This is a genomic window from Microbulbifer maximicatervae (SeqCode), from assembly GCF_052467815.1.
On the sequence record NZ_CP174326.1, the window covers coordinates 2,126,160 to 2,139,614 of the forward strand.

A 13,455-nucleotide genomic window follows, 5' to 3' on the forward strand; every position below is an offset into this window, starting at 1 on the left:
AAGTTGGTTATAGCTGATGCGAAGTGGTACACCTTGTATAGATATAAAAGTTGGATTTTTTCAAAACCAAGCTCTAAACCCCAGTACCCATACGGTTGAGTCCACATCCTCCCCTTCTTCACGGGCGAAATCAGCGGCATTGCCCACTTCCCGTTCATAGTGGACGCCAATATAGGGTGAGAATTTCCTGGTGACTTCATACATGAGCCGAAAGCCGACTTCCGCTTCCGATAAGCCAGAGCCGCTACCTCGGGCCTCATCGTTCTGCCCAAAAAAGTTCAGCTCGATACGTGGGACCAGATTCCAGTCCTGTGCCAACTTTATTTCATACTCGCCTTCCAGGCGAAATGCAGTACTGCCATGTTCTCCATAGAAAAATACTGCATCCATTTCGAATTTGTAGGGAGACTCTCCAGTAATACCCACAGCAGCCCAATTCCGGCTAGTAGTCTCCAGATTAAAATCGTGGCGAATTCCAATTAGGAAATTCCAGTTTGCCGAAATTGCCCGGCTATAGAGCGCCCAGAGTTCATTTTTTTCAATTTCCCCACTACTTCGTTCATAGTCAACTTCGGCAACAAACTTATTTTGCTCTCCGCCATAGCTGAAGTCTCCCTCGATCTCCCCGCCGTTATCACCTCGCAATTCCACATAGTCGAGGCTGACTTCAGCCATGGGTTCTTCTTCGTTATCCTCGCCAGAGGACTGGTAGCTGTGGTGTTGATGCTGAGGGTCTGCCTGCCCATAGCTGGCCTGGGCAGCAAGTAGCCATAGTGTTGCTGCTATCCCTGAAATATTCTTAAACAATGCGCACCTCCCGATACATACCGGGCCTCTGGTAAAGCAATTGACTGTGTAGAGCCCAGCGGCCATAGGTGTCGGCGCTGATTAAGTAACTGATGCTTGATCCGGGTTGCACGATCACCGTGTGCTTGCGGGGTAAATACTCTCCGTCGCCGGTTTCCAACTCACTCCAAAAACCGTGTAAGTGCATGGGCTGGGGAAGCGTGGTGTCATTGACCAGGGTAATGCGCAGGCGCTCCTGGTGCCGCAATAATAATGGGCTGGCATCGCGAAAATTTTCACCATTTATTGACCAGAGATAGCGTTCATAATTGCCGGTCAGGTGTAACTGTAATTCCCGCTGTGGCTCTCGCTGATCCTGGGTAGGCTTATTGCTGCGCAAGTCGCAGTAAGTCAGTACGCGGCGGTTATAGCGATTTTTGTGGATTCTGAGCCCTACACCGGGGTCAGAGATGCCGTTTGCTGGCGTCAATGCGCGATGATCCACCCTGAAGTTGGATTCACTTGGCTGATGAATAATAGGGCTATTACTACCGAGTCCCGCTGCGGCGAGGCTTCCGTAAAACCATCCCCCCTCAGTTGCCTCGGGCAAATCGGAATGTTTTTCGGTGTGAGCAGCCTGGGTTGTTTTAAAGTGTGTATCTGTCTCTTCGGTTTTTCTCGCCAGTCCCAGATCTTGCAGAGTGAGCACTGGGCGGTGATCCATCGCAGGAATCTCTGCGCTCAGACGTATATCACTTGTCAGTGTGCCTCGCGCATAGCCACTGCGGTCCATGGACTGCGCAAATATACTGTAGGCCTGTTCACTCTCTGGCTCGACAATTACGTCATAGGTTTCGCCGCTGCCAATGCGAATTTCATCGACGCTAACGGGCTCGACATTTTGTCCATCGGCCGCCACCACCTTCATTTTCAGGCCAGGGATACGCAGGTCGAATAAGGTCATCGAAGCTGAGTTAATTAATCGCAGGCGAACCCTCTCACCAGGTTTAAATAATGCAGTCCAATTGGTATCGGGTGTATGCCCGTTCATCAGGTAGGTGTAAGTCTCGCCTGTGACCTGGGAGATACTGCGGTCGGAAAGCTGTTTCCAGTTCCATTGATGCCGGTCCCGCCAGGTTCGTGCGACACCTTTTGTTCTCACTTCACGCCATAAATCTGTAGCCGTGCGCTGTTGCCGGTTGTAGTAGTCCGGGTCTTTTTTTAAATGGGTATAAATAGTTTGGGGAGATTCATCGCTCCAATCGGATAGGACAACAACATAATCCCGCTCGTAAGAAAATGGTTCTGGAGATATCGGATCAATGACTATTGCCCCAATTAGCCCCAGTTGTTGTTGAAACCCGGATTGGCTGTGATACCAATAAGTACCACTTTGGCGCACAGGGAATCGGTAGCGAAATGTTTGCCCAGGTCGAATGCCGCTAAAGCTCAACCCCGGTTCGCCGTCCATATCGCTGGGTACCCTAACACCGTGCCAGTGTAGGGAGGATTTGTCGGGTAATTGGTTGTGGACATTCAGGGTGACGGTTTCCCCTTCCCGCCAGCGTAAAATGGGGCCCGGTAGACCGCCATTAATGGTAAGGGCTTGTCGTTCGCGCCCGGTAAGATTTACCTGGCGGTACCCGATGGATAAATCAAAGTGGTTACCGCGCAGGGTTGCTGTCGAAGCTGTTGGCGAGTTTGGGTGCGAACTGTGGGGTATCCCCAGCAGCAAGGCTCCCGCTCCGAGACCTGTGACGAAAGTACGCCTCGATACGGCGTCGGTGCGGAAGCTCTCTGTCATCGATGTCCCTTTTAAAACTGCTCCTGTGCCGTATTGATTTCGGCGTAAATTTCGCTGCTGCCGTTTTTGTTAAGCAGCATTACCTGATAGGGCGTAAAACGGTCGCCCACTTCCATACCGGGGCTGCCCAGGGGCATACCTGGCACTGCGAGGCCAATGGCATTTTGCGGTGGATTCTGCAAGAAACGCTGTATCAGCTTTGCAGGTACATGCCCTTCAAAAACATAGCCCTGTTCTGACACTGTGGTGTGGCAGGATTGGTAGCGCGGAGAGATATGGTGCTGCTTTTTCACGCCGTTAAGGTCTTCGACATCCTTTGCTACGACGTTAAAGCCACTTTGTTGGGCATGCTCAACCCAAATTTTGCAGCAGCCGCAGGTGGCGGATTTGTAAGTGGTCAGGCTCACAGATTCCTTTTTGGGGTCTGGAGATTCGGCACAGGCACTTAATGCCAGGGTAGTGAGTAGCGCAGCAATAGCGATCAAAATTGAACGGTTCATATGAACTCCGATGATGAGATTAAGGGCGCACACAGGCGCGCGAGTATTTATAAAAAATATTTGGAGTAAAACTGGGGAGTGCGCGTATGCCTAGGCATACGGGGCCCGTTAAGTGCGGAATATGGGTGGGCGTAGTGCCATTTCCGGATCTGGAGAGGAATTAAATTCCCGGTAGGCAGTGACAAGTAGATTGCGGTTGTATACAAGAATTTTATATTGAGCGTTTACCGCAGAGCTGGTGCCTGGCCCTGCACAGCAGCTGCATTCAGCAGTGCAACTGGAGGGATGGCTGTCGCTGCAGTTCTCAAGGGTTGCCTCGTCGCAGTGGGTTTTTTCTTCTGCAGCGATGGATGCCGCTGGGGATTCGTGTGTTTCCGCACAGGATGACGCAACTGCCTGGCCGCCGAAGGCCAGTAGTAGTATGAGCAAAAATAGGCGGAAGATCCCGGAGTGCATGGCGGTATTCAGAAAACAAGCCAGCCCGCAGTGTATGGGCTGGCCTCTGCCGGTGCAACTTTCCCGCTTGCGGGATGGCGGGTTAAGAGCGGCTCAGGGGTAGGCGGAAGTCCTGGTGTCGCAACAGGTCCGGCCCACATTCGAGGCGCTCGAGCCAGCCCAGGAAGCGCTCTTTGACATCGCCTGAGGCAAAGTAACCGCCGTGCTGGGGCACAATCATTGCGGGGTTGAGCTCCCGAATCATCTTGGCCCAGAGACGACAGGTCCAGTTCCCGCCCATATAGCGGCGGTGGAACCCTTCCATCGACGGCAGGTGCTCGTCGAAATCTTTGACTTCGCCCTCCTCACCACCGAGTGAGGCACCGATATCGCCGGAAAATAATATGCGGCTGACCGGATCATAAAAACTGAAGTTGCCACAGGAGTGCATAAAGTGGGCTGGCAGCGCCCAGATCTCGCTGTCGCTGAAGGGGATAATTTCTCCCTTGTCGTCCAGAGGCATGATGCGTTCCTGCCAGCGTTCAGCACCGGCACGCGAGGCGACAAAGCCGGAAACCAGGTGTGGCAAAAACCGCGACCACAGCTTCGACACTGCCACCTTACAGCGCGAATGCAGCATCCAGCGCGGCAGCGAGGCGATAATATCCGGATCCTGGTGAGAGGCCAGGATCAGGTCCAGTTCGCTCAGGTTCAAATGGCGGCTGAGCTCAATGGTGAGGTGTGTGTAAGTCAGATCGCCGCCGGGATCGATAAGCGCCCCTTTGGTGCCGCGGCGAATAACAAATTGATTGGCCTGTACCCCATCGCTGCCATTCTGCTCTTTAACCAAATCGCCGAACCGCGCAACCAGGTGGTGACCTTTTTCAAATAGGATGTCCACGCCGCGACTCCTCTTATTGGACTTGGCCGAGGTATTGAGTGAGCCTCTCCTTGTTCATGGCGATGGTGGCATTCATGCCTTCGGCATGCTTCTTGGCTTCTTCCAAGTTGGTTGCCTTACCTACCTGAATTACCCCAACCATACCCAGCGGCAGATGTGGGTCGCACTGGTATACGTAGACACCTTCCTGGTTCAAAGTGACAGTCACCTTTTCTCCCATGCTGCCATTCCAGGTAGCGCCCTCGGCAGGGGACAAAACTGAGTGAGTGTTGTGGGCCGCATCAGTGGGCAGGAAGGTGACAGAATCGCCCGGTGCTACTGCGAGAAATGCCGGTTCAAAAGTCATCATGCCGTCCTTGCCCTGGTTCAGCATCTTAACTTCGTGATCCGCAGCCAGGGCGGAGGTCGAGGCCATGGCGAGCGCCAGAATCGCGCCGCGAAGAGTAATAGACGACATACTTACTTCCTGTTCGATGGTTAGTCAGTGTTGTTCAGCGCCTCCCCATTAGTGGGTAGAGGCAGCGGCGGATGTTATCTCGGAGGGGGCTGGGTGAATTGATCTAGATCAATCGCGTAGATAGACCAATTAGAAGGAGAAGATGCCAATAGAAGGGATCCGTGTAGGAGAGTCATTTTAGACTGCTGAGCACCACCCGCCTTGGCCGGATAAGGGGTAAACTGTGCGCCGATCAATTCTGTGACTTTTCGGGAGAGTGCTTTGGCCACAAAACGTAAAACTGCCTACGTGTGTAATGAATGCGGCGCTGACTACACCAAATGGGCAGGGCAGTGTAGTGCTTGTGGCACTTGGAATAGCCTATCGGAAGTACGCCTGGGACCGGATCACAAAGACAGTCGCGCCGCGAATTTTACCGATGCACAAAGTGGTTACGCCGGTTCCGCTGGTGCTGGCAAAGTACAAAAACTATCGGAAATCGACCTCAGTGAATTGCCGCGTATTCCCACTACGGCCTCGGAACTGGATCGGGTACTGGGCGGCGGGCTGGTGCCGGGCTCCGTTGTATTGATCGGCGGCCACCCCGGTGCGGGGAAATCCACTGTTTTACTCCAGACCTTATGCCATCTCGCCACATCAATGCCGGCGCTTTATATCACCGGCGAGGAATCTCTCCAGCAGGTTGCTATGCGCGCTAAGCGCTTGGGGCTGCCCACGGACTCCCTGCAATTGCTCAGCGAAACCGATGTGGAGCGTATTTGCCTGGCGGCCAAGGAAGTGAATCCTCGGGTTATGGTAGTGGACTCGATCCAGGTGATGCACATGAGCGATGTGCAATCGGCACCCGGTTCTGTGGCACAGGTGCGCGAGAGTGCGGCCTACCTGACCCGCTTTGCCAAGCAGACCGGCACGGCGCTCATTCTGGTGGGGCATGTCACCAAAGATGGCAGCCTCGCAGGCCCCAAGGTGCTGGAACATATTATCGACTGCTCCATTCTCCTCGAAGGCACCCACGACTCCCGCTTCCGCACATTGCGTGCCCATAAAAATCGCTTTGGGGCCGTCAATGAACTCGGCGTGTTTGCCATGACAGAGCAGGGCTTGAAAGAGGTATCCAATCCCTCAGCCATTTTCCTGCAAAGGGCTGAGGAGATCGCAGCCGGTTCTGTGGTGACCTCGGTGTGGGAGGGCACCCGGCCGCTGTTAGTGGAGTTGCAGGCCCTGGTGGACGATAGCAGTCTTGGCAACCCCCGCCGGGTAGCGGTGGGCCTCGACCAGAACCGCTTGAACATGCTGCTCGCTGTGTTGCATCGCCACGGTGGTGTCTTGGTGGGGGACCAGGATGTCTTTATCAATGTGGTCGGCGGGGTAAAGGTGATGGAAACCAGCGCCGACCTGACACTGTTATTGGCGGTAGTCTCCAGTTTCCGCAACCGTGTCCTGCCCCGGGATCTGGTGGTATTCGGGGAAGTTGGGCTGTCAGGCGAGATTCGCCCAGTGCCTTCGGGCCAGGAGCGTTTGCGCGAGGCGGCCAAACACGGTTTCCGCAAAGCCATTGTGCCTGCAGCCAACCGTCTTAAGAACGATATCGAGGGAATGGAAATGCACTCGGTCAAGACCTTGGCGGAAGCGCTGGCAGTAATTGATATGAGCTGACAGCCCAGCCGGGGCGGCTGTTTTGACAGGGGAATACCTTGCGTATTCCCCTGGAGAAGTGAGTTTTCAGAGCCTCCTGCGCTAGGGGCGCCTAGTTGCTCCCTTGCGCTGGTTGTTACCGGGGCCCCGACGAAAATCCTCTGACGGAGTGCCCTTGTAACAGCGCGGGATAATGGGCCAGTCCTCTGTTAGAAAATAGGCATAGGTGCCCTTGGGGAATTCCGGGGTGCTTACCATTCTGCCGTTGCACTCATCCAATGTGCCGGAGCCAGCCACATAGTGGTAATCATCCACAAAGGTACCATCGTAGTAGCCTCCAGGTTCTTTACTGCCCTTGGGGCGTTTCCCGGATTTCACCTGATAACTTGAAGTCATTGCCGCAATCCCGGATTTAGGTTCCCAACCATCGGCATAGGCGTACAGGGCATAAATGGGGAATCCATCGGCAGCCCAGCCAATCAGCGGCGAATGCCTTTCCTTAGATACCCCCAGGCGCTGTAATAAACCGGTGGGAATTCCGTGATAGTGATAGGCACCATTGGGCTGAACATGGGCGTAGTTATCGTCTACACCCAGCTGAATCGCGCCGGATAGGGCTTCGTAGCGCCAGCGTCCGCGATTGCCCAGGTACCATTCCGCAGCACTGGGGTCGAAAGGCACTCCGTTCAGGCCGATACCAAAGTCCTGTAACGGAACTGGTGTGGATTGAGCGGCGATCTGGGGATTTGCAGGAATCCGAAAACGGTAGCGCTGCACCTCGATTTCATGGGGATTGCCGCGATTGGGGAAGGTGCCAGTCTTGTGCTCGGAAATACCGTTGGCCTCAATAACGCGCCAGGGCCCTTGAATACTGATACTCACTTCACTAAAGGTGATGGGCGCCTCGGTAGCAGGGACTGTGTGCTGCAGGCCGTCGGATTGTACCACTGTATGTTTACGGGCGGCGGGGGGCCCACCAGCGGCGCCACCCCCTGTAGCGCGAGCAGCCGATTTACGCTCGGGAACACAAGCTAGCCCGTGTGATTGGGGGAGGTTGCGGCAGCGACCAGTGACTAGTCCGCTGGGCAGCTCTATAGTGCAGCTGGCGCCACTGGATAGCTTCTTGCAAGCCTGTAGGGCGCTGTCAGGAACGTGAGCCAGTGCGAGCGGTGCAATACTGCAAAGCCCCGCAAATAACCACTTCTTCATAATCACATCTCAAGATTTACAGTACCGCTGGCCGGCCTCGATCGATTTATTAGGATTTATTGCGCTTCATCTTCCATTGGGCGAGGGCCACCTTTGCCCTTACCGCCGGCAGGTACACAGACCAACTGCTCAACCTCTGGGGGCATACGGCAGGTGCCTTCCAGAGTGCCTCGCGGGGTCTCGACAGTGCAGGCGTCTCCTTCTGCCAGGCTGCTGCAGGCATCAATCGCTTCCTGCGGCGGCTGGCGGGGCTGTGCGGACACATTAGTGGCCAGTAAAAGGGCTGCTACTGGAATAAATATTCTTTTCATCATGATCTCCTGTCGTAGGCACTTTGGGGGAGTCCCACAAGCTGTGATTTTGCTCTTTGGGTTTTGACAATAGTTATTGGTGTCGCCCAAAACTAAAACTATAGGCTCTGGTAGTGGCGATTACCGCTCAACAGAAAGTTGGCTTCTCGGTACCGCCCTGGGACTTCAATCGAAAATAGTTGAGGAATGAGTAAGTAATGTGGACAGCTTGTAAAGAAGTGTGGTGCAGGGGAGATGGAACTATGACCTTCTAGTCCGGGTACCGGCCAATTCCATGAAGAAAAGCTAGTATGGTCGGCGTAATTGGAGGGCTAGAAGGTAAGGCCTTAGATAAGACCATCGGGACACATACCTAGAGTAGGTTTGTGTCCCGATTTATTACTTGTGAGGTTTAACTCTCAGCTTCCAGTGCGGCTTTTGCTGCGGCTTCACTTAGCAGCTTACGCCGGACTTTCATCGGGGTAATACCAAACCAGCGATCGCAAGCCCGGTTGAATGAGCTTTGCTCTCGGTATCCCAGCATGTTGGAAATCTGAGCCATCGGTGGCAACTTCCGACTGAGATAATGTTCCGCGCGTTCTCGGCGAATTCGATCCAGAATATCCTCAAACACCAATTCTTGGTCTCGCAACCTGCGCTGTAGAGTGCGCTTGTGCATACCTAGCTGGTTGGCAACTTCTTGCAGACTGCAACGCTTCAGAGGCATCAGACAGTAGATCAGCTGCTCTACCTGATGAATCAAATTTGATTCGCCTTCGCTCAGTACTTTATCGATATAGGATTTCAGTAGGGGTCTTAATACCGGGTTGCACTTCTCTGTAGGTTGGGCCAGCTGGCCGCTATTGAGAATTAAGGTATCGCTATTTTTCGAAAAAAGTACTTCCGTGCCAAAAAAGTTTTCGTATTGGTCGTGTAGCGGACGCTTGGATTTTAAGTGAACTGCCTCCAGGTTGAATTTTTCCCCACAGAGTATTTGTAGGGCGACAACGGACACCCCGAGTAAAAATTCCCTGAATAGTTCTAGCGGCAATGAAGAGTCCGAGGGTATATAACTTTCCAGGTCATTTAAGCAATGAAAAGTTATATATGTTTGCAGCCCCTTAACCTCCAATTCAACTCGGAGGTTATAAGGGGGAGCAGCAAATTGTTTTACGGCAGCATTGAGGAACTCTCCCAGGGTAAGCGACTGCAATACTGCTGCCCCCAGAGAGCTCAGGGCTGCAGCCCCCTGGCTTTTTGCTAGTCTCAGTCCAAAGTCTGCACAGTTGAGTTGCCGCGCAGCCTTTTCTACAAGGTCTGTCACTTTACTCAAAGGGAGGTACCCCTCGAGTTTTTCAACTTGCTCGGGGTTTATACCGGCGCTATTAAGCAGAGTTTCCGGACAGCCGTTTAGCTGGGATACTTGGTCATAAAAGCCGGTTAACAGCTTAGCTCTTATTTGTTGGGTCAATTTCTTCCAAATCCTTCCAAGAACCCAGCCTGATTTAAATTATTAGGCGTGCCGGGTCGCAACTTCAATTTGAGCGGAAATCTTCAACTGATAGGGGCACCCGATAATTTTGGGAGTCTGCAATTAAATCAGATTCCAGAATTATGCTTTCCTGGGCTTTGTCTGACAGGTTTATGAAACCGTCATATTGGCGAATGCCTGTTTTATTTCGATTTCCTGATATGTAATGTGCGCGATGAATAATTGTTACTGCACTAACTACCACAAAGTGCACACGGCTCATCCTGAGAGAGTAATATTTGAGATTAAAACAGGGCAGGCGAAACTGGCGCAATCCGCCTATCAGTCTCCGCTAAGTATTATTTCAAGGTCTATATTACTTGTTTTTTTTTCCGGATTCGAAGGGCTTCTGGATTTTACCCATAAACAAACTGTCACCTAATGAAAAAAAATACCAGTTGAACCTGATATATTGAAACTTTATTCCCGTATGACAGCAATAAAATCTTTTTGTTTTATGGTGACTTCATATCTGGGAATAATAATTTTTTCATACTTTATCCACTTTTTTTTCTGCTCGCTAAAGCTAGCTTGAATGACTGGTGATTTCAGGAACGCTTTAACACTTTTAGGGTAGTTACAGCCGGATATAAATGACTCGGTCAAAAGAGTAGTCATTCTGCGCAGACAAAAAAGCCCGCAAAAGCGGGCTTGTGGATCACTGTTTGGAGAAAAGCTTAGCCACCGTAGTAGGTAGCGGCACCTGGGCCTACCGGCAGTCCCAAGGCAAATACCCAGATAAAGAACAGCGCTGTCCAACCGATGAAGAAGAAGATGGAGTAGGGGATCATAGTAGCGATCAAAGTACCCATCCCTAGATCTTTCTTGTAGCGTGCGGCAAATGTAATGATTAGACCGAAGTAACTCATCATCGGCGTGATTACGTTAGTCACAGAGTCACCGATACGGTAGGCAGCCTGGATCACTTCCGGAGCGTAACCGAGCAACATCAGCATTGGCACAAATATGGGGGCTGTCACTGCCCACTGAGCTGAGGCACTGCCTAGCATCAGGTTCACAAAGCCACACATTATGATAAAGAACAGGAATAGCAGTGGCCCAGTAAGACCGATGCTCTGCAGCGTATCTGCGCCCAGGACGGCGAAGATGGTACCCAAATTGGTGATTTTAAAGAAGGCAACAAATTGTGCAGCAAAGAATACCAGCACAATGTACATACCCATGCTGTTCATACTCTTGGCCATGGCATCAATGACATCTCGGTCATTTTTCATTGTGCCAACAACTTTGCCGTATACAAAACCAGGAATTGCAAAAAATACCAGAATCAATGAGACGATCCCTTTAAGGAAGGGGGAGCCCGCGACCAGGCCTGTCTCAGGGTTACGTAAAACACCCCACTCAGGTACTACTGTCAAGGCAAGCACAGCAGATACACCTAAAACTGCCAAGCCCGCGTACTTGAGGCCGCGTTTCTCAGCCTCGGTCAGAGTGCCGACCTTGTCTTGAGTCAGGTCGACAGATGCTTCGCTGGGATCATATTTCCCCAACTTTGGCTCAACGATCTTCATGGTCACCCAGCTGCCAACAGCGGTAATCAGGAAGGTGCTGACAATCATAAAGAACCAGTTTACTTCCGGGCCCACTGAATAGTTCGGGTCGATCATATGGGCCGCAGATTCAGTGATTCCAGACAACAAAGGGTCCACAGTTCCTAACAGTAAGTTGGCACTATAGCCTCCAGAGACACCGGCAAATGCAGCGGCCAAGCCAGCGATGGGGTGTCGACCGAGGGAGTGAAAGATCATCGCGGCGAGGGGAATTAGCACCACATAGCCCAGCTCTGAGGCTGTGTTGGAAATGATGCCGGCAAAAACCACAATAACCGTAACGGTGCGCTTAGAAGCCTGGAGTACCAAGCCACGCACAGCGGCACTCAGCAGGCCCGAGTGCTCGGCAATCGCGACTCCCAAAAGAGCTACCAAAACTGTGCCCAAGGGCGCAAATCCGGTGAAATTCTTTACCAGGCTGGTAACGATCATCCTGAGCCCATCACCGCTCATGAGATTAAAGACTTCAATAACGCCATCTGGCGCGCGGCCAGCGGCGCCAACTGGGCGAGGATCAGGGACAGATAGGCCAAAGTAAGAGGCGACACCGCTAATGACTATCACACCAACGGCAAATAGTGCGAATAGTGTTATTGGATGGGGAAGAAGGTTGCCGAGCCATTCCACGGCGTCTAAGAAGCGGATAAAGGCGGTCTTGCGCCCAGGTGGGCTGTCCTGCCGATCACTCGGGGAGGTTGTTGTGGTCATTGTTTGTCCTCAATCGTAACTGCAAGCGGCCCTAATTGCCTCTGGGCCGCCCTGTAGCCGAAGGGTTGGCTGAAAAATGTGCTAAAGCCGAGATCATACACAAAACTACTTCAGCTAAGAATGCCTTGGAAGAAATGTTGCTCCTAGATGTCAGGGTTAAACGCTATAGAGAAGCCTAGATAGAATAGAGATCTATGATGGGTGGTGTGCTGGCGGTAGTGTATGGCCTCGAGTGTCAAATACCCTAGATGACGCTCTCTGATGCATAGGTATGCCATAATCTCAACACCAAGCAGTCAATTCAGCGGTGAAAATAATGAAGATTGGAATATTAAAGACCGATGATGTGCGCAAAGAGCTCGTCGACGAATTTGGGGAGTACCCGGAGATGTTTGTCAACTTGCTGCACGACCAGGACTCCGGGCTGGAGTTTATCACCTTTGAAGTCCAACACGGTCAGTATCCAGAGCAGATAGATGAAGTAGACGCATACCTTATTACAGGTAGCAAGACCGGCGTCTATGACGATAAGCCATGGATTGCCCCTTTAATGGAATTCGTTCGCAAATTACATGAGAAGCAAAAGCCGACTATTGGCATTTGCTTTGGTCATCAGATAATAGCTCAGGCTCTGGGAGGTCGGGCGCGTAAATCGGATAAAGGATGGGGGTTGGGGGTACACACTTATGAGATGCAAGAGACGCCAAGCTGGATGTCTGAGCCAACGCTTAATTTCAGCCTTTTAGTAACACATCAGGATCAGGTGGATCAGCTGCCCCCGGGGGGGCGAGTATTGGCATCCAGTGAGTTCTGTCCTATGGCAATGGTGCAAGTGGACGACCATATGCTCAGTTTCCAGGCGCACCCGGAATTTACCAAGATTTATTCAAATAGCTTGATGGAGCTCCGCCGAGAGGCGTTTGGTGAAGCTGTTGTTGATAAAGGACAGGAGTCGCTGAAGAACGATATCCATGAGAATACGGTTGCCAAGTGGATGTTGGAGTTTTTACGCAAGTAAATTCCTGTAAGGAAGTGAATGGCCTCACTTCCTTACAATTCACCCATTCCTGACTTTACTTATCCTGACTCACTCTATTTCTTGATATTGAGAATATATTCTGGCTTACCCTGCATTTTTTGTATGTTAATTATTATTCTGAATGGCGTAGTAAATTAGTGTGACAAAAAGCAATTATAATTTAGATATGCTTGAGCATAGATTGTAATTTATTTTATTTGGCTCTAACTGTCTTCTGTTGAAGTTGCCTTCGCATTTTGACAGGGATCTGAACGTGGAACAAATTTGTTAGTTCGGCTTTAAATAGTTTCTATTTGCTAATTGTGTCCGGTTTTGGCGGTATTTCTGTCTTTTTTATTTGATGTATATTAAAGAGCGGTAGAAAATATTTTTATTGGTTGTTTTAAAAAAGGATGATTGCTTAATATGTGGGGTGCCAAGAGGGGCTAATTTAAGTAATTGAAATGATTGTCCCAATTTTAACTTTTCTAGATCTGTCAATATTGAAGGTTGGATAATTTTTTGAAGCGCTTTTTCATACTTTTTTATAGTTGTTTGGTGGAATAAATAACTTGATGGGGGTGAGTAGGCAATAGAAGGTTGGTTTAAT

General features: G+C 51.2%; 12 protein-coding genes. 2 read left to right on the forward strand and 10 right to left on the reverse strand.

Annotated elements, in window-relative coordinates; genetic code table 11:
* Window positions 1-60: 60 nt before the first annotated feature.
* From ACJJIW_RS09255 to ACJJIW_RS09280, 6 genes are all read right to left on the reverse strand, one after another.
* Window positions 61-807 carry a copper resistance protein B gene (locus tag ACJJIW_RS09255; protein WP_444937171.1) on the reverse strand — a complete coding sequence of 249 codons (747 nt, stop codon included), beginning with the start codon at window positions 805-807 and terminating at the stop codon, window positions 61-63.
* Window positions 800-2,590 carry a copper resistance system multicopper oxidase gene (locus tag ACJJIW_RS09260; protein WP_444937172.1) on the reverse strand — a complete coding sequence of 597 codons (1,791 nt, stop codon included), beginning with the start codon at window positions 2,588-2,590 and terminating at the stop codon, window positions 800-802. The genes ACJJIW_RS09255 and ACJJIW_RS09260 overlap by 8 nt, the downstream gene beginning before the upstream one ends.
* Before the next feature lie 11 nt (window positions 2,591-2,601).
* Window positions 2,602-3,090 carry a DUF411 domain-containing protein gene (locus ACJJIW_RS09265; protein ID WP_282931165.1) on the reverse strand — a complete coding sequence of 163 codons (489 nt, stop codon included), beginning with the start codon at window positions 3,088-3,090 and terminating at the stop codon, window positions 2,602-2,604.
* Window positions 3,091-3,198: 108 nt separating this feature from the next.
* Entirely contained in the window at window positions 3,199-3,546 is a 348-nt protein-coding gene (locus ACJJIW_RS09270; RefSeq protein ID WP_282931166.1) for a hypothetical protein, read from the reverse strand.
* Between the two features lie 82 nt (window positions 3,547-3,628).
* Window positions 3,629-4,426, reverse strand: a complete 798-nt coding sequence (locus ACJJIW_RS09275; protein ID WP_282931167.1) for an oxygen-binding di-iron domain-containing protein — start codon at window positions 4,424-4,426, stop codon at window positions 3,629-3,631.
* Window positions 4,427-4,439: 13 nt separating this feature from the next.
* The gene (locus ACJJIW_RS09280) at window positions 4,440-4,883 is read right to left on the reverse strand and encodes a pseudoazurin (protein WP_282931168.1); all 444 of its coding nucleotides are present in this window, start codon (window positions 4,881-4,883) and stop codon (window positions 4,440-4,442) included.
* 261 nt (window positions 4,884-5,144) lie between these two features.
* Between ACJJIW_RS09280 and radA the strand changes: the two genes are divergently transcribed.
* Window positions 5,145-6,539, forward strand: a complete 1,395-nt coding sequence (gene radA, locus ACJJIW_RS09285; protein ID WP_444896030.1) for a DNA repair protein RadA — start codon at window positions 5,145-5,147, stop codon at window positions 6,537-6,539.
* An 81-nt stretch (window positions 6,540-6,620) separates the two neighbouring features.
* Here radA and ACJJIW_RS09290 read toward each other — a convergent pair whose 3' ends face one another.
* From ACJJIW_RS09290 to ACJJIW_RS09305, 4 genes are all read right to left on the reverse strand, one after another.
* Complete coding sequence (locus ACJJIW_RS09290) at window positions 6,621-7,727, reverse strand: YHYH protein (RefSeq protein WP_444937173.1); 1,107 nt, start codon at window positions 7,725-7,727, stop codon at window positions 6,621-6,623.
* Between the two features lie 56 nt (window positions 7,728-7,783).
* Complete coding sequence (locus ACJJIW_RS09295; RefSeq protein ID WP_444937174.1) at window positions 7,784-8,038, reverse strand: hypothetical protein; 255 nt, start codon at window positions 8,036-8,038, stop codon at window positions 7,784-7,786.
* A 391-nt stretch (window positions 8,039-8,429) separates the two neighbouring features.
* Window positions 8,430-9,488, reverse strand: a complete 1,059-nt coding sequence (locus tag ACJJIW_RS09300) for an AraC family transcriptional regulator ligand-binding domain-containing protein (protein ID WP_444892078.1) — start codon at window positions 9,486-9,488, stop codon at window positions 8,430-8,432.
* 737 nt (window positions 9,489-10,225) lie between these two features.
* Complete coding sequence (locus tag ACJJIW_RS09305; RefSeq protein ID WP_444892077.1) at window positions 10,226-11,827, reverse strand: AbgT family transporter; 1,602 nt, start codon at window positions 11,825-11,827, stop codon at window positions 10,226-10,228.
* A gap of 316 nt (window positions 11,828-12,143) precedes the next feature.
* Between ACJJIW_RS09305 and ACJJIW_RS09310 the strand changes: the two genes are divergently transcribed.
* Window positions 12,144-12,845: a glutamine amidotransferase-related protein gene (locus ACJJIW_RS09310; RefSeq protein WP_444892076.1), complete on the forward strand. Its 702-nt coding sequence runs from the start codon at window positions 12,144-12,146 to the stop codon at window positions 12,843-12,845.
* The last annotated feature ends 610 nt before the right edge of the window (window positions 12,846-13,455 follow it).

What these genes read in the sequence shown, in the direction of transcription:
- ACJJIW_RS09260 (WP_444937172.1), bottom strand. Translation starts at nt 2,590, where the DNA reads ATGACAGAGAGCTTCCGCACCGACGCCGTATCGAGGCGTACTTTCGTC.
- ACJJIW_RS09265 (WP_282931165.1), bottom strand. Translation starts at nt 3,090, where the DNA reads ATGAACCGTTCAATTTTGATCGCTATTGCTGCGCTACTCACTACCCTG.
- ACJJIW_RS09270 (WP_282931166.1), bottom strand. Translation starts at nt 3,546, where the DNA reads ATGCACTCCGGGATCTTCCGCCTATTTTTGCTCATACTACTACTGGCC.
- ACJJIW_RS09280 (WP_282931168.1), bottom strand. Translation starts at nt 4,883, where the DNA reads ATGTCGTCTATTACTCTTCGCGGCGCGATTCTGGCGCTCGCCATGGCC.
- ACJJIW_RS09290 (WP_444937173.1), bottom strand. Translation starts at nt 7,727, where the DNA reads ATGAAGAAGTGGTTATTTGCGGGGCTTTGCAGTATTGCACCGCTCGCA.
- ACJJIW_RS09295 (WP_444937174.1), bottom strand. Translation starts at nt 8,038, where the DNA reads ATGAAAAGAATATTTATTCCAGTAGCAGCCCTTTTACTGGCCACTAAT.
- ACJJIW_RS09305 (WP_444892077.1), bottom strand. Translation starts at nt 11,827, where the DNA reads ATGACCACAACAACCTCCCCGAGTGATCGGCAGGACAGCCCACCTGGG.
- ACJJIW_RS09310 (WP_444892076.1), top strand. Translation starts at nt 12,144, where the DNA reads ATGAAGATTGGAATATTAAAGACCGATGATGTGCGCAAAGAGCTCGTC.